This window comes from Stenotrophomonas terrae (genome assembly GCF_001431465.1).
GTDB classification, from domain to species: Bacteria; Pseudomonadota; Gammaproteobacteria; order Xanthomonadales; family Xanthomonadaceae; genus Stenotrophomonas; species Stenotrophomonas terrae.
This window is the reverse complement of the sequence record NZ_LDJJ01000032.1, coordinates 34587-53766: the sequence shown is the minus strand read 5'-3', so window position 1 is coordinate 53766 and position 19180 is coordinate 34587. Positions and strand designations below refer to the sequence as shown.

At 65.0% G+C, this 19180-nt stretch carries 13 protein-coding genes; 1 reads left to right on the top strand and 12 read right to left on the bottom strand.

What is annotated here, in order from left to right; all coding sequences use genetic code 11:
* Positions 1-348 precede the first annotated feature (348 nt).
* The 5 genes from ABB27_RS10015 to ABB27_RS09995 form a co-directional block, all read right to left on the bottom strand.
* Positions 349-564, bottom strand: coding sequence for a hypothetical protein (locus tag ABB27_RS10015; RefSeq protein WP_057628557.1), 216 nt, complete (start codon positions 562-564; stop codon positions 349-351).
* A 291-nt stretch (positions 565-855) separates the two neighbouring features.
* The gene (locus ABB27_RS10010) at positions 856-2625 is read right to left on the bottom strand and encodes an ABC transporter transmembrane domain-containing protein (RefSeq protein WP_057628556.1); all 1770 of its coding nucleotides are present in this window, start codon (positions 2623-2625) and stop codon (positions 856-858) included.
* On the bottom strand, positions 2618-3214 hold the full coding sequence (locus ABB27_RS10005; RefSeq protein WP_057628555.1) for an IMPACT family protein: 597 nt from the start codon (positions 3212-3214) through the stop codon (positions 2618-2620). Before ABB27_RS10005 ends, ABB27_RS10010 begins: the two co-directional genes overlap by 8 nt.
* A gap of 46 nt (positions 3215-3260) precedes the next feature.
* Positions 3261-4367, bottom strand: coding sequence for a hypothetical protein (locus tag ABB27_RS20055; RefSeq protein ID WP_057628554.1), 1107 nt, complete (start codon positions 4365-4367; stop codon positions 3261-3263).
* Positions 4364-4921, bottom strand: coding sequence for an RNA polymerase sigma factor (locus tag ABB27_RS09995; protein WP_057628553.1), 558 nt, complete (start codon positions 4919-4921; stop codon positions 4364-4366). The genes ABB27_RS20055 and ABB27_RS09995 overlap by 4 nt, the downstream gene beginning before the upstream one ends.
* A gap of 181 nt (positions 4922-5102) precedes the next feature.
* Between ABB27_RS09995 and ABB27_RS09990 the strand changes: the two genes are divergently transcribed.
* Positions 5103-8003 carry a bifunctional diguanylate cyclase/phosphodiesterase gene (locus ABB27_RS09990; protein WP_083491243.1) on the top strand — a complete coding sequence of 967 codons (2901 nt, stop codon included), beginning with the start codon at positions 5103-5105 and terminating at the stop codon, positions 8001-8003.
* 441 nt (positions 8004-8444) lie between these two features.
* Here ABB27_RS09990 and ABB27_RS09985 read toward each other — a convergent pair whose 3' ends face one another.
* From ABB27_RS09985 to purB, 7 genes are all read right to left on the bottom strand, one after another.
* The gene (locus tag ABB27_RS09985; protein ID WP_057628552.1) at positions 8445-9038 is read right to left on the bottom strand and encodes an LOG family protein; all 594 of its coding nucleotides are present in this window, start codon (positions 9036-9038) and stop codon (positions 8445-8447) included.
* A 125-nt stretch (positions 9039-9163) separates the two neighbouring features.
* Complete coding sequence (lpdA, locus tag ABB27_RS09980) at positions 9164-10588, bottom strand: dihydrolipoyl dehydrogenase (RefSeq protein WP_057628551.1); 1425 nt, start codon at positions 10586-10588, stop codon at positions 9164-9166.
* 129 nt (positions 10589-10717) lie between these two features.
* Complete coding sequence (sucB, locus tag ABB27_RS09975; RefSeq protein WP_057628550.1) at positions 10718-11917, bottom strand: dihydrolipoyllysine-residue succinyltransferase; 1200 nt, start codon at positions 11915-11917, stop codon at positions 10718-10720.
* Positions 11918-11959: 42 nt separating this feature from the next.
* Complete coding sequence (locus tag ABB27_RS09970; protein ID WP_057628549.1) at positions 11960-14791, bottom strand: 2-oxoglutarate dehydrogenase E1 component; 2832 nt, start codon at positions 14789-14791, stop codon at positions 11960-11962.
* A 175-nt stretch (positions 14792-14966) separates the two neighbouring features.
* Complete coding sequence (locus ABB27_RS09965; RefSeq protein WP_425477525.1) at positions 14967-15857, bottom strand: GNAT family N-acetyltransferase; 891 nt, start codon at positions 15855-15857, stop codon at positions 14967-14969.
* Between the two features lie 11 nt (positions 15858-15868).
* A complete protein-coding gene (locus ABB27_RS09960; RefSeq protein WP_057628547.1) occupies positions 15869-17347 on the bottom strand; it encodes a ribosomal protein uL16 3-hydroxylase in 1479 nt (492 codons plus the stop codon).
* 367 nt (positions 17348-17714) lie between these two features.
* Positions 17715-19097 carry an adenylosuccinate lyase gene (gene purB / locus ABB27_RS09955; protein ID WP_057628546.1) on the bottom strand — a complete coding sequence of 461 codons (1383 nt, stop codon included), beginning with the start codon at positions 19095-19097 and terminating at the stop codon, positions 17715-17717.
* Positions 19098-19180 lie beyond the last annotated feature (83 nt).

Here is a 19180-nt window from a genome sequence, read left to right as displayed (position 1 = left end):
CCGCCAAAACCGATGGCGCATTGCAGTTTCCAAGGTGCGGTGTCGTCGAGGATCACCTGCTTCGCGGCTGACGCCGCTCCCACAAAAAGCCACCCCCAGCCTGTGTAGAGGGAGGGGGTCAACCCCATCCGCGTCTCACTGGCTGCGACTTAATCCACAGCGGAGTGTGTGCAAGCATGTGGATAATCGCTGACAAGCCTTGGGGCACAAGGCTGTCAAGATGGTTGGTGAAAAAATGAGCAGTCGCGGGCCGAATCGGCAAAGCGTATTCAGAATTACCGGATCAGGCTGCAATGCCAGCACCGGAAGGCGCGCCGGCAATGATCACGGCGCGCGGTTGAAGGGCGATCAGGCCCGGTAAGGCTGGTTCATCGAAAGGCTGACTTCGCCATCGGCACTGAACAGATTGCTGCCACGCCGCAGCAACGGACGGCCATCGGCAAGTTCATAGCGGGGTGGATGGGGGGTATTGCCGGCTTGGATGCTGCTTGGCTCATCAAGGAATTCGATGACGATGCAGCTCTCGCCATCGCGGGTGGTTGCCGGAAATTGTCGGAACGCCATAGCTCGACTCCAGTGCTGGAAAGGTGATCGCCATGCATCCGCTGCGACCACGCCTTGAGCTTGCCGCCGGCGATGTTAGCCATGCGTTAGCGCGATGTTAGGCATCTGAGAGAAAGAGCAGCAGTTATCAGAATGCACGTTTTGCGCGGCCATGGAAGTCAGCTGCCGCCCTCCCATCAGCAGAATGAGTACGTGCAGAAGCTGCATCGCAAGCGTAGTTCTTGAATGCAAACAACAAAGGCATTCAATCAAGCCGCCCCATGGAACGGGGTCGGCTTGACTCAATCGAGATCAATCAATGAACTGCAGCCGCGCCAATTCCGCATACAGGCCGTCCTGCGCCAGCAGCTCGGCATGGGTGCCTTGGGCGACGATGCGGCCGTGGTCCATCACCACGATGCGGTCGGCCTTGAGCACGGTCGCCAGACGATGGGCGATGACCAGCGTGGTGCGGCCTGCCATCAAGCGCTCCAGTGCCTGCTGCACGGCACGCTCGCTCTGTGCATCCAGCGCGCTGGTGGCTTCGTCCAGCAGCAGTACCGGCGCATCCTTGAGCAGGGCGCGGGCGATGGCCACCCGCTGCTGCTGGCCGCCGGACAGGCGTGCACCGCGCTCGCCCAGATCACTGGCATAACCTTCCGGCAACTGCATCAGGAAGTCATCGGCCTCGGCGGAACGGGCGGCGGCGCGGACCTCCTCGTCGCTGGCTTCCAAGCGGCCATAACGGATGTTGTCGGCGGCGCTGGCGGCGAACAGTGCCGGTTGCTGCGGTACCAGGGCGATGTTCTGGCGCAGCTGTGCCGGGTCCAGCTGGCGCAGATCGATGCCATCCAGCCGCAGGCTGCCGCTGTCCGGGTCATGGAAGCGCAGCAACAAGGACAACACGGTGCTCTTGCCGGCGCCGGAGGGGCCGACCAGGGCCACGGTTTCACCCGGCGCCACGGTCAGGCTGAAATCATCCAGCGCCGGATGATCGGGGCGCTGCGGATAGTGGAAGGACACATGCTCGAAGCGGATCTCGCCGCGTATCGGTGCGGGCAGGGGCGTGGGCTGCGCAGGCGTGGTGATCTGCGGGGTTTCGGCCAGCAGCTCGCCGATACGGCCCATGCCGCCGGAGGCGCGCTGCAGCTCGTTCCATACTTCGGCCAGTGCACCTACCGAGCCGCCGCCAATCAAGGCATACAGCACGAACTGCCCCAGCGTGCCGGCGCTCATGCGTCCATCCACGACGTCGTGCGCGCCGGACCACAGCACCGCGACGATGGCCCCGAACACCAGCACGATGGCGATGGCGGTAACAAAGGACTGGGTGCGGATGCGGCGCTTCGCGGTGGCCACGGAGACCGCCAGCGCCGCCTCGAAGCGGCCGCGCTCGTAAGGCTCGCGTGCATGCGCCTGCACCGTGCGCACCGCGCCCAGGGTTTCCGCAGCCAGGGCATTGGCATCGGCGACGCGGTCCTGGCTGGCGCGCGAGATCTTCTGCAACTGGCGTGCGCCGAGCACGATCGGCAGCACGGCCAGTGGAATGCCGATCAGCGAATACACCGCCAGCCGCGGGCTTGTGACGAACAGCATCACCATCGCGCCGACCACGGTCACGCTGCTGCGCAGCGCTACCGACATGGTCGAGCCGATCACGCTGCGCAGCAGTTCGCTGTCGGCGGTGAGCCGCGAGACCAGCTCGCCACTGCGGGTGCGGTCGTGGAAGCCGGCATCCAGTCCGATCAGGTGGGCGTAGAGCTTGGCGCGCAGGTCCGCGACCACTTTCTCGCCCAACAGGGATACAAAGAAGAAGCGCGCGGCGGTGGCCAAGGCCAACACCACCGCGACGATGAAGAGCAGCATGAAGGCACGGTTGATTTCGCCGCCGCCCGAAAAGCCGTGATCGATCATCTGCTTGACCGCCATCGGCAGGCTCAGCGTCGCCGTGGAGGATACCGCCAGTGCAACCAGCCAGGCGCTGAACAGGCCGGCGTGGCGACGAACGAAGGGCCACAGGGTTTTCAGGCTGCCGAGTTTCTGCAGCTTGCGCGGTGAGGGTGCGGTGGGGGTCTCAGTCATGGTCGACAGGTTCGCTCAGGCGTAGGCGGTCGCGGGTGGCGTCGCGCAGGCGCAATGCCAGCGCATCGATCTGGTCTGCCGGCAGGCGCACGTGCAGGCGCAGGCCTTCGGGCAGGAATTGTTCTTCAAGCTTCTCGGCACCGGCGCTGCCAAGCAGGGTGTGCACGATGCCCATGTCCTCGAAGCCGCATTGCAGGATGCGCTCGGTCATCGGCACCAGCGGGCTGCGTTGGGCAAGCCGCAGGCATTCGGCAGCGGTGCCGCCGTAGGCACGGACCAGGCCGCCGGCGCCCAGCTTGATGCCACCGTACCAGCGCGTCACCACCACCGCGATGCGGTCATAGCCCTGGCCGTCGATGGCGGCCAGGATCGGGCGGCCAGCGGTGCCGGCGGGCTCGCCGTCATCGCTGGAGCGGTATTCGTTGCCGTAGCGGTAGGCCCAGCAGTTGTGGGTGGCGTCGGCAACCGACACCGAGGCGATGAACGCCATTGCCTCGTCGGCGCCACTGATGGGCGCCGCCTTGGCGAGGAAGCGGCTGTGTTTGATGTCCAGCTCATGGCTGGCGGTAGCGGCAAGGGTGTCGAGCATTGCCGTCATTCTAGTGGCAGCACTGCAAAGCTGTAGCGGATGCGGCTCAATCCTTGAGCAGCGGCCGCAGGTCACGCGGAATGCGCGCTTCCGGGTAATCGTGGGCGAAACGACGCAGGCTGGCCTTTGCACCGTCCAGATCGCCGGCTTCATGGCGTTCGCGGATACGTTTGATCCATTGGTGGCGCGACAGCGTGGCATCGGCTTCGATGTCCGGGGTGCTGTCGGCGGCGATGGCGGCCGCACGCTGTCGGCGCGCCTCGGCTGCCTTTGTAACGGCCTTGCTGCCGGCATGCGGAATCGGTGCCGGGCCAGTGAACGCAGGGCGCGGTGGCGCCGTGCGGGCCGGTGCGCTTTGGCTGCGATAGAGGTCGCTCGGCGCGGCATCGGCGTTACCAGCCTGCTCGGCGTAGGCCGGGGCTGCGACAGGTGCCGGCATGACGATTGATGCTGGTGGTGCCGGCGGTGCCGGCGGTGCCGGCGGTGCGGGAGGCGCTGGCGGGGCAATGGCCGGCGCCGCTGAGAACGCACGCGGTGCGCTCTGCGCCATATTGCCGCTGGCGGGCTCGGCGACGGTGGCTTCGTCCTTGCGGGAGCTTCCTGTTGGCGCGGGTTGGGGCGTTGCCGCTTTGTGTTGTTTTGCGGCGGCTTCCGCTGGCGGCGAAGCGGCAGCGGGCGCGGCGGCCACGTCGGCCGGAAGCTGATCCATCATCGGAGCTGCGGGCGGTGCCGCGTTTGGCGCCTGCGCGGCTGCCGCAGCAGAGTCAGTAGAGGAATCAGCAGCTGCAACCGCCACGTTTGCTTCAGCTTGCGCTGGCATGGCGGGTGGTGCATCCAGTGGCCGCAGCTGCCAGGCCAGGCCAACCACCAGCACCAGCGATGCAGCCACCGCCAGCGACGACACCAGCCCGCGACGACGGCCCCAGCCGCTGCTGCGACGGGTAGTCGAAGGCAAGGGAATCGGTCCGGTGGCCAGGGTCTGCTCCGGGGCCGGGTTTTCGGTTTCGACGGCGGCCGGCGCCTGTGCTGCGTTGGCCATGGCGATGATCCGCGCATCGAGTTGCGCGCTGGGCGTAGCCGCGCCGCTTCCGGGGCGGCCGAGCAGTCGGGCCAGCTCGCGCTCTTCGGGGGTCAGCATGTCTGCGATCTTCATTCGCTCAACCTCGCGCGCAGCTTGTCCATCGCATAGCGCAGCCGCGACTTGACGGTTTCCCGGCCAACGCCGGTGATCTGCCCGATCTCCTCCAGGCTGAGTTCCTGTTCCAGTCGCAGGATTACGACTTCCTGTTGTTCCGGCGGCAACTCGGCCAAGGCCTGGCGCAGTTGCAGGCGCTGGGCTTGTTCGTCTGCCAGTAATTCGGGGGTGCAGGTATCGGCCAGGCTGGCGGTACGTTCGTCGGCATCGGCCGGTGCGGCAGGCCGATGGCGCGCCGCGCGCCAATGGTCGTTGAGGCGGTTGTGGGCGATGCGGAACAGCCAGGTGGAGAAGGCGGCATCGGGCTTCCAACCGGCCCGGGCATGGATCATTTTCTGCCAGACGTCCTGGAACAGCTCTTCGGCCAGGGGCCGGTCGCGCAGCTGGCCCAACAGGTAATGGAACAGGCGCGCCCGGTGCCGGGCATAGAGCTCGGAGAACGCATCGCTGTCGCCGTCGGCGTAAGCCAACATCAACACTTCGTCGGTAGGGGTCTGGACAGCGGTATCCACCTGCCAAGCGTAGTGGCTGGCTCGGGTTCTGCCTAGCTCGGCGAGGCGGGCGGGTGATGCTTATTCAGACTTGTGAAAGATAATCTTTTTTCTGCGACCCACTGCTCTTGACCGCTGTGAAAGGTATGCTGCGGGATCAGGGGGGAGTTCCGGGAGACCGGAATCCAGAGAGAACGGATAGATGTCGTATAGCGAGCTTGACGCGCGGGCCGAATCCACGCGCGCCGATACTTTTTCGCCGGTCACCAAGGTAGTGGCGACATTGCAGGGCTTGTTGCCCCGCGCCAGCAACGTTGCGCTGGCGTGGCGTGATGAGGTGCTGGGCGATGGCAGCTGCAGTTACCCGGAACCCGCCGAGGGGCTTTGCCGCTTGGCGCGTGAACGCTTGGCCGGGACCGGCGTGGACCTGCCGGGCAGCGTCTTCGAGCTGGCCTGGCGGCATGAGCTGGGCACCGATTGCGTGGTGCTGATCGATACCGACGAAGTGATGTCGATGGTGCGCCGCGAAGCCTGGCAGGGCACCGCGCGGGTACTGATCGGCTCGGCCATGGAGTTGATGCGCCAGCGCCTGCAGATTGAAGAGCTGCAGCGCTCCAAGCAGTTGCAGAAAGCGCTGTTCGAGATCGCCGACCTGGCCGGCGCCGACCTGGCGATGACCGAGATGATGGCGCACTTCCATCGGATCCTCGGCTCACTGATGTATGCCGAGAACTGCTACATCGTCGAGTGCGATGAGAACCAGCAGAGCCTGGAATTTCTGTATTTCGTCGATACCCACGACAGCTATCTACCAGAACCGAGGCGTCGCTACCGCTACGAGGAGATGCCGGCCAGCCTGACCTTTGCGGTGCTGCGCAACGGCCGGGCACTGAGTGGGCCTTCGCGTGAGTTGGCCAAGTTCCTGGAGAAGCAATACGAGGTGTCGGAAGGGGTCGAGAGCACCGATTGGTTGGGCGTGCCGATGTGGCGCGACAACCGCGTATGCGGCGCGATCGTGGTGCAGAGTTACGTTGCCGATGCCTGCTATGGCGAGGAAGAGCGTGCCCTGCTGAACTTCGTCGCCAAGCACATCCTCACCGCGATGGACCGCCATCAGGCACATGCGCAGCTGGAACAACGGGTCTGGCAGCGCACCCAGGACCTGGAGCACATCAACGGCCACCTGCAGGGCGAAATCATCGAGCGGCGGCGCGCGGAGTTGTTGCAGGCGGCGCTGTTCAATATCTCCGAGCTGGGGATGAGCGGCAAGGCCACCGGCGAGTTCTATGCGCAGGTGCACGGGATCATCGGTCGCTTGCTCGATGCCAGTAATTTCTACGTAGCGATGGTGACCGAAGATGCGGCAGGCATCGAGTTCGTCTATTCGGTGGACCGCTTCAATCGCGAACGTGCAACCCGGGTTTTCAGTGCCGGTTTGACCGAGTACGCACTGCAACGGCGCGAGCCGGTGCTGCTGGCGCGAGCGGATATCGATCGGTTGATCGCCGCGGGAACCTTGAAGGAGTTTGGTGCAAAGTCGCAATGCTGGTTGGGGGTGCCGCTGTTCAGTGATGATGAAGTGGTCGGCGTCATAGCCGTGCAGAGCTACAACCCCGAGGTGGCGTTCACTGCCGATGACCAGCGCTTGTTGGTTTTTGTTGCGCGCACCATCGGCAACAGCCTTGCCCGCCAGCGCGACCAGCAACGCCTGTTGCAGGCCCATGCCGAACTTGAGTTGCGGGTGACCGAGCGTACCCGCGAGCTGGGCGAGGTCAACCAGAAGCTGCTGGGGCAGATTGGCGAGCGCATGCGCGCCGAGCAACGGCTGACCCATCTGGCCATGCACGACGTACTGACCGGCCTGCCCAATCGCCTGCACCTGCAGGACCGCCTGGAACGGGCGATCGAGAATGCCGAGCTGGGTATCGCCCCGCATTTCGCGCTGCTGTTTCTCGATCTGGATCGCTTCAAGTGGGTCAACGACAGTATCGGCCACGCTGCCGGTGACCAGATGCTGGTCGAAGTGGCGCGCCGCCTGGTCGGCCTGGTGCGTGGCGAGGATGTGGTGGCGCGGTTGGGCGGCGACGAATTCGCCCTGCTGGTGCCCTGCGAGCGCGGCTCGAACGCGGCGATGGAGTTGGGGCGGCGCCTGCTCAAGGCCCTGGAAGCCCCGATGTGGGTGGACGGGCGCGAGCTGTTTCCGTCCGGAAGCATCGGCATCGCCGTCTGGGATGCGCGCTATACCTCCGGTGCGGATCTGTTGCGCGACGCCGACGCGGCCATGTACCGGGCCAAGCTCAAGGGCCAGGACCGCTGCGTGATGTTCGACGGTGCAATGCACGACGAAGCAATGCGCAGCCTGGAGCTGGAAGCAGACCTGCGCCGGGCGATCAAGAAGCGCGACTTCCTGCCGTATTACCAGCCCATCGTGTCGCTGCTGGATGGTGAAGTGGTTGGCCATGAAGCGCTGCTGCGTTGGCGGCACGAGCGTCGCGGCGTCCTGCTGCCTGGGCAGTTCCTGTCGCTGGGCGAAGAGAGCGGCCTGATCGAGCAGGTGGACTGGCAGATCTACGAGCAGGTGATGGAAGACATGGCGGCGTCGGCTGTCGGCTACATCTCGGTGAATGTCTCACCCCGTCACTTCCGCTCGGTTGAATTCGCACCACGGCTGTTGGGAATGCTGGACGCGGCCGGCGCGGACCCGGGCCGGCTACGCGTTGAGATAACCGAGATGGCCTTGCTTGACGACGAGCCGCGCACCTTGCGCGCCTTGCATCAGCTGCGTGAGCGCGGTGTTGTGGTGCAGTTGGATGACTTCGGTACGGGTTACTCGGCGCTGTCCTATCTGCACCGCTTCCCGATCAGCGCGCTGAAGGTGGATCGCAGCTTTGTTGCCGGCCTGCATGACGAGGGCAGCAACAGCACCTTCGCGCTGGTGCAGGGGGTGCTGTCACTGGCGCGCACGCTGGGCATCGAGACCATAGGCGAGGGCATAGAAGACCAGCGCCAGTTGCAGACCTTGAAGGAGCTGGGCTGCAATTTCGGCCAGGGCTACCTGCTTGGCTATCCCGCGCCGCGCGAAGAGACCCTGCAGCGCGCATAAGCGCTGGCTTTTTTGTAGGAGCGGCGTAAGCCGCGAAGCTGGTATTGCTGCCGCCGCGCATCAGCTGCAACTGCACGATGCATGGTGGTGGTTGCTGTTGCTTGCTTCAAAGACCCGAGGCCTGCGCAGGGTCCGAGCTTCGCGGCTTACGCCGCTCCTACAGCTTCCGCCCCCTCCCTTTTGCGTAGCAAAGGGGAGGGTTGGGCAGGGGGGCTTTGTGCTGTCGCAGTTGCGCCTTCATCGGCGCGGCGGGTGTGTCAGCCTCGCGGCTTACGCCGCTCCCACAGCTCCGACAGCTTCTGCCCCCTCCCTTTTGCGTAGCAAAGGGGAGGGCTGGGGAGGGGTGCTTTGCGCTGTTGCAGTTGCTTTTTCATCGACGCGGCGCGTGCGCCGGCTTCGCGGCTTACGCCGTTCCTACAAAGGCAAAAGCTCGCTGGTTCCTCAGCGCAGTGCGTTGCGCTTCTTCTCGTCGAACCACTTGTCGGCCTGGGCCGGCGAGTAGTTGCGCATCCACTCCAGCATCTGCGTGGCGTCTTCGCCGTACCACAGGTCATCGCGCTGTTCCGGGTGCAGGAAGCGCTCGCTGACCATGGTGTCGATCATGCTGATCAGCGGCTGGTAGAAGCCGTCGATGTCGAGGAAGGCGCAGGGCTTGTGGCCGATACCGAGCTGGCGCCAGGTCAGCATCTCGAAGATTTCCTCGGCGGTGCCGAAGCCGCCGGGCAGGGCGACGAAGGCATCGGACAGGTCGAACATGCGCGACTTGCGCTCATGCATCGAACCGACGATCTCCAGCGAGGTAACGCCCTTGTGCGCCACTTCCATGTCCACCAGATGCTGGGGGATCACGCCGGTGACTTCGCCGCCGGCTGCCAGCACGCCATCGGCCACCGCGCCCATCAGGCCGGTACGGCCGCCGCCGTAGACCAGGCGCAGGCCTTCGTTGGCGATGCGCTTGCCCAGTTCGGTGGCGCGTTCGACATAGATGGGCTTGGCGCCGGGGTTGGAGCCGCAATAGACGCAGATGGACTTCATGGAATATTCCTGATGAATGGGAAGAGGTGGTCGCTCTGTGGCCGCTGAACAGGCGCGCAGACCGGGGAATACAAAAGCAAGAAGGCTCCGCCGGGGCGGAGCCTTCAGGTCACAGGCCGTGGAGCTTAGTTGACCTTGTGGATGGCGCGCTTGGTCACTGCCATCGCCGCGTCGTGCACTGCCTCGGACAGCGACGGGTGGGCGTGGCAGATGCGGGCCAGGTCATCGGACGAGCCGCTGAACTCCATGGTCAGCACGCCTTCGTGCACCAGCTCGGAGACATTGGCGCCGACCAGGTGCATGCCCAGGACGCGATCGGTTTCGGCGTGTGCCAGCACCTTGACGAAGCCAGCCGGCTCGACCATGGCGACGGCGCGGCCGTTGGCGGCGAACGGGAAGCTGCCGGCCTTGTACGGGATGCCCTCGGCCTTGAGCTGGGCTTCGGTCTTGCCGACCCATGCCAGTTCCGGCTCGGTGTAGATCACCCACGGAATGGTGTCGAAGTTGACGTGGCCCGGCAGGCCAGCGATCAGTTCGGCCACGGCGACGCCTTCTTCAAAGCCCTTGTGGGCCAACATCGGGCCGCGCACGCAGTCACCCACCGCCCAGACGCCATCGACGCCGGTGTGGCAATGGTCGTCGACCACGATCTGGCCACGCTCATTGAGCTGCACGCCGGTACCTTCGGCCAGCAGGCCCTTGCTGGCGGCGCGACGGCCGACGGCGACCAGCAGCTTGTCGACGGTCAGGGTCTTGTCGCCCTCGGCATCGGTGTAGCTGACGATGACTTCGTTGCCCTTGATCTCGGTCTTGGAGACCTTGGCGTTGAGGCGGATGTCCAGGCCCTGCTTCTTGAATTCCTTGGCAGCAACCTTGGCCACTTCGGCATCGGCCACGGCCAGGAACTCCGGCAGTGCTTCCAGGATCACCACTTCCGAACCCAGGCGCTTCCACACGCTGCCCAGTTCCAGGCCGATCACGCCAGCGCCGATGACGGCCAGGCGCTTGGGCACTTCGGTGAAGTCCAGTGCGCCGACGTTGTCGACGATGAGGTTGCCGTCAAACTTGGCGAACGGCAGCTCGATCGAATCGGAGCCGGCGGCGATGATGACGTTGGTGCCCTTGAGCTCGACTTCCGAACCGTCGTGCTGCTTGACCTTGACCACGTTGCCGGCCTGCAGCTGGCCGAAGCCGTAGTAGGTGGCAACCTTGTTGGCCTTGAACAGCTGGGCGATACCGCCGGTGAACTGCTTCACGATGGCGTCCTTGCGGCCGACCATCTTGCTCACATCGATCTTGGCGTCGTTGAAGCTGATGCCGTGCTGATCGAAGATGTGGCCCATGTTCCAGTACTGGCGCGAGGAGTCCAGCAGCGCCTTGGACGGAATGCAGCCCACGCGCAGGCAGGTGCCGCCCAGTGCCGGCTTGCCGTCCTTGCCCAGCGCTGCATCGATGCAGGCGGTCTTCAGGCCCAGCTGTGCGGCGCGGATGGCCGCGTGGTAACCGGCCGGGCCAGCACCGATGACGACTACGTCGAATTGTTCAGCCATTTGAGATTCCTTGGTACCAATCCGTTCTCCCTGCGGGAGAAGGTGGCGCGTAGCGCCGGATGAGGGTGCGGGAGGGCCGAGGCCCTCACCCCAACCCCTCTCCCGGAGGGAGAGGGGCTTCGAGCGGAATTACAGGCCGAACAGCATGCGGCCCGGGTTTTCCAGCTGGTTCTTGATGTCCACCAGGAACTGCACCGAATCCTTGCCGTCGATGATGCGGTGGTCATAGGACATGGCCAGGTACATCATCGGCGCGATCACGACCTGGCCGTTCTCGGCGATCGGACGGTCCTTGATGGCGTGCATGCCGAGGATGGCGCTCTGCGGCGGGTTGACGATCGGGGTCGACATCAGCGAGCCGAAGGTGCCACCGTTGGTCACGGTGAAGGTGCCGCCCTGCAGTTCTTCCAGCGACAGCTTGCCGTCACGGGCCTTCTTGGCGTAGTCGGCAATGGCCTTTTCGATGTCGGCGAACGACATGCGCTCGACGTTGCGCAGCACCGGGGTCACCAGACCCTTTTCGGTGGACACGGCGATCGAGATGTCCGAGTAGCCGTGATAGATGATGTCGTCACCATCGATCGAGGCATTGACCAGCGGGAAGCGCTGCAGTGCGTTGGCAGCAGCCTTCACGAAGAAGCTCATGAAGCCGAGCTTGATGCCGTGGGCCTTGACGAACTCTTCCTGCAGTTCCTTGCGCGCAGCCGAGACCTTGGACAGGTTGACTTCGTTGAAGGTGGTCAGCATGGCGGTCGAGTTCTTCGACTGCATCAGACGCTCGGCAATGCGCTTGCGCATGCGGGTCATCGGCACGCGTTCTTCCGGACGTGCGCCGCCGGCCTTGCCGACGCCGCCGTTGCGGGCGAAGTTGACGATGTCTTCCTTGGTGACCGCGCCATGACGGCCGGTGCCGGACACGTCAGCCGGGTTCACGCCTTCGGTGATGGCCGAGAAGCGGGCGCCCGGGGGCAGGGTGTCGGCAGCCGACTTGGCAGCCGGGGCCGGTGCAGCGGCAGCAGCCGGAGCAGCGGCGGCCGGGGCAGCAGCCTTCGGCGCCTCAGCAGCAGCGGCCGGGGCGGCAGCGGCAACCGCGCCTTCCTCGATGATGGCCAGCAGCTGGCTCGAGGTGACGGTGTCGCCTTCCTGGAACTTGATTTCCTTCAGCACGCCATCAACCGGCGCCGGTACTTCCAACACGACCTTGTCGGTTTCCAGGTCGAGCAGGTTCTCATCACGCTTGACGGCATCACCCACCTTCTTGTGCCAGGTGGCGATGGTGGCGTCGGAGACGGATTCGGGCAGTACCGGTACTTTGACTTCGGTGGCCATTTGGCTGATTTCCTGGTTTCGTTTTCTTGTGGAAAAGGGGGCTTATTCGGCGTAGTTGTCGTCGATCTTGTTGACCAGCGCGTCGGCGAGCAGCTGTGCGAGTTCGCGCAGGTGATCGGACATGTGGCCAACAGCAGGCGACGGCGAGCGCGGACGACCGGCATAGTGCAGTGCCTGGCCATCGGCCACGCATGCCTGCAGGTGGTGCTTGATCTGGTACCACGCACCCTGGTTCATCGGCTCTTCCTGGCACCACACGACGTCGGTGGCCTTGCCGTACTTCTTCAGCTCGGCCGCCAGCGCCGGGCGCGGGAACGGGTAGAGCTGTTCGACGCGCACCAGGGCGACATCTTCCTGGCCACGCTTGGTCACGTCTTCCAGCAGGTCGTAGTAGACCTTGCCCGAACACACGACCACACGCTTGACCTTCTTGACGTCCGCGGTGGCATCGCCAATCAGGTGCTGGAACTCGCCATTGGCCATTTCTTCCAGGCTGGACACGGCCAGCTTGTGACGCAGCAGCGACTTGGGCGACATGACCACCAGCGGCTTGCGGGTGTCCATGCGCATCTGGCGACGCAGCATGTGGAATGCCTGCGCCGGGGTCGACGGCACGCAGACCAGCATGTTCTCCAGCGCACACAGCTGCAGGAAGCGCTCAAGGCGCGCCGAGCTGTGTTCCGGACCCTGGCCTTCATAGCCGTGCGGCAGCAGCAGGGTCAGGCCGGAGATGCGGCCCCACTTTGCTTCGCCGGAGGCGATGAACTGGTCGATCACCACCTGGGCGCCGTTGGCGAAGTCGCCGAACTGGCCTTCCCAGATGCACAGGGTGTTCGGATCGGTGGTGGAGAAGCCATATTCGAACGCCATCACGGCTTCTTCGCTGAGCAGCGAATCGATGATGGTGGCCTGTTCCGGCGACTCGACCAGCTGCCGCAGCGGCAGGTAGTAGTTGTCGGTCTTCTGGTCGTGCAGGATCGCGTGGCGGTGGGTGAAGGTGCCGCGGCCGACGTCCTGGCCAACCAGGCGCAGCGCATTGCCTTCGTCCAGCAGCGTTGCATAGGCCAGGTTTTCGGCAAAGCCCCAGTCGCCCAGGATTTCACCGGCGGCCATCTTGCGACGGTCGTCGTACACCTTGGCAACGCGCGAATGCACTTCCACGCCTTCCGGAATGGTGTTGATCATGGTGGCCAGCTGGGTCAGCTTGCCCATGTCGACCTTGGTGCTGACCGGATCGGACAGCTTGCCCGACAGGTACTTGGACCAATCCACGTACATCTTGCTGGTGGCCGGGGTCTTTTCGACTTTGGCCAGCTCGGTGGTGACTTCGCCCGAGTCCAGCTTGTTGCGGTAAGCGTCGACCATTTCCTTGCCGGCGCCGGCAGCGATGACGCCTGCGGCTTCCAGCTGCTCTGCGTAGAGCTCGCGGGTGGTCTTGTGCTTGCGGATCACCTGGTACATCAGCGGCTGGGTGATCGCCGGTTCATCGGCTTCGTTGTGACCCCAGCGGCGGTAGCAGACCAGGTCGATCACGACGTCCTTGTTGAACTGCTGGCGGAAGTCATAGGCCAGCTTGGCCGCGAACACCACGGCTTCGGGATCGTCGCCGTTCACGTGCAGGACCGGGGCAGCGACCATCTTGGCGATGTCGGTGCAGTACAGGGTCGAGCGCGAGTCGTCGCGGTTGGAGGTGGTGAAGCCCACCTGGTTGTTGATGACGATGTGCACGGTGCCGCCGACCGCGAAACCGCGGGCCTGCGACATCTGGAACAGCTCCATCACCACGCCCTGGCCGGCGAATGCGGCATCGCCGTGGATCAGGACCGGCATCACCTGCTTGCGCGCGGTGTCGTTGCGGCGTTCCTGGCGCGAGCGCACCGAGCCGACAACCACCGGATCGGCGATTTCCAGGTGGGACGGGTTGAACGCCAGGGCCAGGTGCACCGGGCCGCCATCGCTGGCGACGTCGGCCGAGAAGCCCATGTGGTACTTCACGTCACCGGCCACGGCGCGGTCGTCGTGCTCGAACTTGCCTTCGAACTCGTCGAACAGCTTGCGCGGGTTCTTGCCGAGGGTGTTGACCAGCACGTTCAGGCGGCCACGGTGGGCCATGCCGATGATCACGTCCTTGACGCCTTCCTTGCCGGCGTCACGGATGATGGTGTCCATCATCGGGATCAGCGAGTCGCCGCCTTCCAGCGAGAAACGCTTCTGGCCGACGTACTTGGTGTGCAGGTAACGCTCAAGGCCTTCGGCTGCAGTCAGGCGCTCCAGGGTGCGGCGCTTGGTGTCGGCATCCAGGTTGTAGTTGCCACCGGCAGCCTCAAGGCGCTGGTAGAGCCACTGGCGCTGCTCGACTTCGGCGATATACATGAACTCTGCGCCGATCGAGCCGGCATAGGTCGCCTTCAGGCGCGCAAGCAGGTCACGCAGCTTCATCCGCGGCTGGCCGCCAACACCGCCGGTGCTGAACTCGTCGTTGAGGTCGGCATCGCTGAGGTGGTGGAAGGGCAGGCCCAGGTCCGGCGGGTTGACCGGCGGGGTCAGGCCCAGCGGATCAAGATTGGCGCCGAGGTGGCCGCGCGAACGGTAGGCGGTGATCAGACGGCCGACATTGCGCTCGCGCTCGTCGCCGGAGCCGGCGTTGCCGCCGACCTTGCCGGCATTCCTGGCGGCTTCGGTGATGTGTGCGATGGCGGCAGAGTGCGGCACATCGCCCGCTTCGCGGCCTTTGAAGCCGTCAAAGTAGGACTTCCACTTGGGGTCCACACTGTCCGGGGAGACGAGGTACTGTTCGTACAGATCCTCGACATAGGAGGCGTTGCCGCCGGCGAGCTGCGATGATTGCGCAAACTGCTTCAGTAGATTGTCCACGATGGAGAGTCGGATTCACTTGTGGGGTAGTTCTGGGAACCGGCGGACCTTGCTGCAGCGTCGCGCGCGGGCGTGTTCTAACCACTGAATTATACCCCTCACTGGACAGGAAGGGGCATGCACTCTGTCCCGCGCATTAATACCTGACCGCATATTGTCCCGGCCCGGTCAGCGCTCAGACACCCAATACGCGAAGCCCGTTGCAATCGCGTGAACGCTCCCAGATGCGCTTGAACAACTCTTCCTGCTGATGTGCGCGGGCCGGCGCGTCCAGCCACAGCTCGCCTTCGACGCGGGCGCCTATTGGACGAAAGTAGCAGTCGCCGTGATCGTTGCCGACCGCGGCCGAGGCCACCTGGCAGTCCGCCGGGTCCACCGGTTCACGCAGCTGGAACACACTGGGCAGGCGCTGTGCCAGGGCGATGAAGGCCGCGGGCAGGGCCGGCAGGTCGGCTTCGTGCAGCAGCAGCTGGACCTGTTTGTCATGGCGGGCGGTGGCAAAGCGGCGCAATGCGTCCAATACCAGGGGCTGGCTGAGCAGGGCGTCGTTGCCCCGTAGCTGCAGCTGGAGGCGGCGGCGCGCGGCATGGATCACCGCTGCGGTTGCCGCACGGGCCTGGTCCGGGTCCTGCACGCGCATGGCGCCGTCCAGCCGCCGGCGCATGTTCTGGTGGCCGATGCCGGCCTCCTCGAATTCGGCCCCTTCCGGCAGAAAGCCGTTGCAGGCGTAGAAGTCGCGGGCATGCAGCTGGGCATGCAAGCTCACCTCGCCCCAGCCGCGTGCGCGGGCAGTGGCCAGCAGGGCGTTCAACAAGGCCTGGCCCACGCCTTTGCCGCGCCAGGCGGACAGTACCGCCATGCGGCCGATGCGCTGGTCCGGGGTGAGACGGGCGGCACCGATGGCCTGGCCGTCTGCGTCCAGCGCCAGGGCGTGGTCGCTGAGCGGGTCCAGGGCATCGATTTCAAGCTCGGCTGGAACGTTCTGTTCGCTGACGAACACCGTATGACGCACGCCGTGCAGCAATGCCTGCTGCACGGCGTAGTCGGCGATCTCTACGTGAAAGATCGCGGTTTGACTCATGCCGACGGCGTTTCCGCGTCGTCTTCGTCTTCTTCATCGCCGTCGTCGCAGATCACCACGACCTCGACGCCTTCCTCGCTGACCAGCACGGTCTCGATGCTGGCGCTGGACGGTTCGCCGTCAGCAGCTTCGCTGTACTCGATGACTTCGATCTCCACTTCCGGGGCATCGGCCTCGTCGTCGAAGTCCTCGTCCTCGAAATCTTCCTCGGCCACGTCTTCCATGGCTTCCAGCGCGTCCTGCTCGGCGAGCATGGCGGCAATGGTTTCAACGTCGAGCAGCTGGTAATGGCCGCCGGTGATCAGCTCCATCAGGGCGTCGCGGCCCTTGTTGCCGAGCTTGTTGAACAGGGCGATATCGATCTGCTCGGCGCCGGCCAGGGTCTGCGCGTCCTTGATCGACAGCTGGAAGGCCAGCCCGGAGCAGTACAGCGAGGCACCACGGGTGGCGCGGCGCCAGGCCAGGCGGGCCCAGGGGTGGCGCTCAAGCACGCCGCCGTTTTCCAGCTCGGCAGTCACTTCTTCCGGCGGCGGCGGGGCCTGCGAGGGCAGGATGTCGCCAGCGGCGCGGTAGGTGGTGATGAAGCGGCCGAACCAGTTGCCGAGGCGGTCCGGGTCATTCATGCGCAGCGCATTGAGCGCGGCGACGACGCGCTTCATGGCGGCTGCGTCGATCTCGTTCGGGTCTTCCGGCAGCTTCAGGTCCGGGTCCTGGAAGCGGATGGATTCGTCGGCATCGGCGACCAGATCGTCCAGGTAGTCGCTGATCAGCTCAGCCGAGGACGGCGCACGCATGCCGAAGGAGAAGGTCAGGCAGGGGTTCACGGCAACGCCGTTGTGCGGCACGTTCGGCGGCAGGTACAGCATGTCGCCCGGGCCCAGCACCCAATCGTGGGTCGCCTTGAACTTCTTCAGCAGCTTCAGTTCCACGTCGGGGCGGAACTCCAGCGACGGGCGCTTGCCCTTGGTCGACTCGCTGGCGTCGATCTGCCAGCGGCGCTGGCCATGGGCCTGCAGCAGGAATACGTCGTACTGGTCGACATGCGCGCCAACCGAACCGCCGGTGGCGGCAAAGCTGATCATCACGTCGTCCATGCGCCAGCGCGGCAGGAAGTTGAAGTACGAGGTCAGGGCGCGCACTTCCGGGTCCCACTTGTCCACGTCCTGCACCAGCAGGGTCCAGTCGTGGTCGGGCATGCCGGGGAAGTCTTCTTCCTGGAACGGGCCGGTACGCAGCTCCCAGCCGTCGGTGGCGCGGTCGTGGCTGACGATACGTGCCAGCGCGCCTTCCTCGCAGGCCAGGCCGGCCAGGTCTTCCGGCAGCACCGGGGTTTCAAAATCCGGGAAGGCGGCGCGGATCAACAGCGGACGCTTCTGCCAGTAGTCGCGCAGGAAGGTGGCTGGGGCCATGCCCAGCGGCAGGCCGGCGCGGGCCTGTACTTCGATCGGATAGGTCTTTTGCTTGCGTGCAGCCATGGGGGAAATCCTTTGCAACGGAGGTCGAACAGGGGTGCGCGTAGCGCACAGGTCCCCATTGTCCCCTTGTTGGCGACAATGCGCACGGCATGCGACTGATCTGAATCAAATGTAATGCCGCGCCAAGCTCGGCAAGAGGCGGTACAGCAATGCACCGTAGTGCCGAGCCATGCTCGGCAGGGGCTGTACCAGCAATGCATCGTAGTGCCGAGCCATGCTCGGCAAGGGCTGTACCAGCAATGCACCGTAGTGCCGAGCCATGCTCGGCAAGAGGCTCTACCAGTAAAGCCCTGCCGAGCATGGCTCGGCACTACAGTCGGTCTTTCCTGGGGGACGACTGGCTTCAGCATCTCGCGATGCTGAAAATTCAGATCGCCTTGGCCAGCTCGGCTGCCAGGCCGGCATAGCCACCCGGGGTCAGCTCGCGCAGGCGCTGCTTGGCATCGGCCGGCAGCTCCAGGGTCTCGATGAACGCGCGCATCGAATCGGCAGTGATGCCGTGGCCGCGGGTCAGCGCCTTGAGCTGCTCATACGGATTGGGCAGGCCATGACGGCGCATCACCGTCTGCACGGCTTCGGCCAGCACTTCCCAGGCTGCATCCAGGTCGGCGTCCAGGCGCTCCGGGTTCACGGTCAGCTTGCCCAGGCCCTTGGCCAGCGATTCCAGGCCGACCTGGCTGTGGCCGAAGGCGGTGCCCACGGCGCGCAGCACGGTGGAGTCGGTCAGGTCGCGCTGCCAGCGGCTGATCGGCAGCTTGGCGCTGAAATGCTCGAACAGCGCGTTGCCGATGCCGAAATTGCCCTCAGCATTCTCGAAATCGATCGGGTTGACCTTGTGCGGCATGGTCGAGGAGCCGACTTCACCTTCCTTGAGCTTCTGCTTGAAGTAGCCCAGCGAGATATAGCCCCAGATGTCACGGGCCAGATCGATCAGGATGGTGTTGGCGCGGCGGGCGGCATCACCGATCTCAGCGACGTTGTCGTGCGGCTCGATCTGGGTGGTGTAGGGGTTGAACACCAGGCCCAGCGAGGTGACGAAGCGTTCGGCGAAGGCCGGCCAGTCCACGTCCGGGTAGGACACGACGTGGGCGTTGTAGTTGCCGACGGCGCCGTTGATCTTGCCGGTCAGCTCGACCGCGCCGATCTGGCGGATCTGTCGTTCCAGGCGGGCGACGACGTTGGCCAGCTCCTTGCCCAGGGTGGTCGGCGAAGCGGTCTGGCCGTGGGTGCGCGACAACATCGGCTGCTCGGCCTGGGCGTGGGCCAGCGTGCGCAACGAGGCGGCGATGCCGGCATAGCCTGGCAGGATCACCTTTTCACGCGCTTCGGCCAGCATCAGGCCGTAGGACAGGTTGTTGATGTCCTCGCTGGTGCAGGCGAAATGCACGAACTCCAGGGCCGGCGCCAGCTCGGCGTCGTCCTTGAGCTGTTCCTTGATGAAGTACTCCACGGCCTTGACGTCGTGGTTGGTGGTGCGCTCGATTTCCTTGACGCGGGCGGCGTTGGCGACCGAGAAGCCGTCGGCCAGCGCGCGCAGCTTGGCCTTGGCGGTGGCCGAGAAGTCGGCCAGCTCGCTGATACCCGATTCGGCGCCCAGCGCCAGCAGCCATTCGATCTCGACCTTTACGCGAGCCTTGATAAGGCCATATTCGGAGAAGATCGGGCGCAATGCGTCGACCTTGCCGGCATAGCGGCCATCAAGCGGGGACAGGGCGAGCAGGGCGGCTTCTTGGCGGGACGTATCCGTCATGGCGGCAGGCGTTGGGCAGTGGCGGGGGCGCATATTCTACGCTGCCGGCGCGCCAGGCGTTGCTGGGCCGTTGTATCCCATCG

Excerpts from the sequence above, each read along its gene's own strand:
- ABB27_RS10010 (WP_057628556.1), bottom strand. The coding sequence starts at position 2,625 with ATGACTGAGACCCCCACCGCACCCTCACCGCGCAAGCTGCAGAAACTC.
- ABB27_RS09985 (WP_057628552.1), bottom strand. The coding sequence starts at position 9,038 with ATGAAGTCCATCTGCGTCTATTGCGGCTCCAACCCCGGCGCCAAGCCC.
- ABB27_RS09990 (WP_083491243.1), top strand. The coding sequence starts at position 5,103 with ATGTCGTATAGCGAGCTTGACGCGCGGGCCGAATCCACGCGCGCCGAT.
- ABB27_RS09960 (WP_057628547.1), bottom strand. The coding sequence starts at position 17,347 with ATGGCTGCACGCAAGCAAAAGACCTATCCGATCGAAGTACAGGCCCGC.
- ABB27_RS10015 (WP_057628557.1), bottom strand. The coding sequence starts at position 564 with ATGGCGTTCCGACAATTTCCGGCAACCACCCGCGATGGCGAGAGCTGC.
- ABB27_RS20055 (WP_057628554.1), bottom strand. The coding sequence starts at position 4,367 with ATGAAGATCGCAGACATGCTGACCCCCGAAGAGCGCGAGCTGGCCCGA.
- sucB (WP_057628550.1), bottom strand. The coding sequence starts at position 11,917 with ATGGCCACCGAAGTCAAAGTACCGGTACTGCCCGAATCCGTCTCCGAC.
- purB (WP_057628546.1), bottom strand. The coding sequence starts at position 19,097 with ATGACGGATACGTCCCGCCAAGAAGCCGCCCTGCTCGCCCTGTCCCCG.
- ABB27_RS10005 (WP_057628555.1), bottom strand. The coding sequence starts at position 3,214 with ATGCTCGACACCCTTGCCGCTACCGCCAGCCATGAGCTGGACATCAAA.
- lpdA (WP_057628551.1), bottom strand. The coding sequence starts at position 10,588 with ATGGCTGAACAATTCGACGTAGTCGTCATCGGTGCTGGCCCGGCCGGT.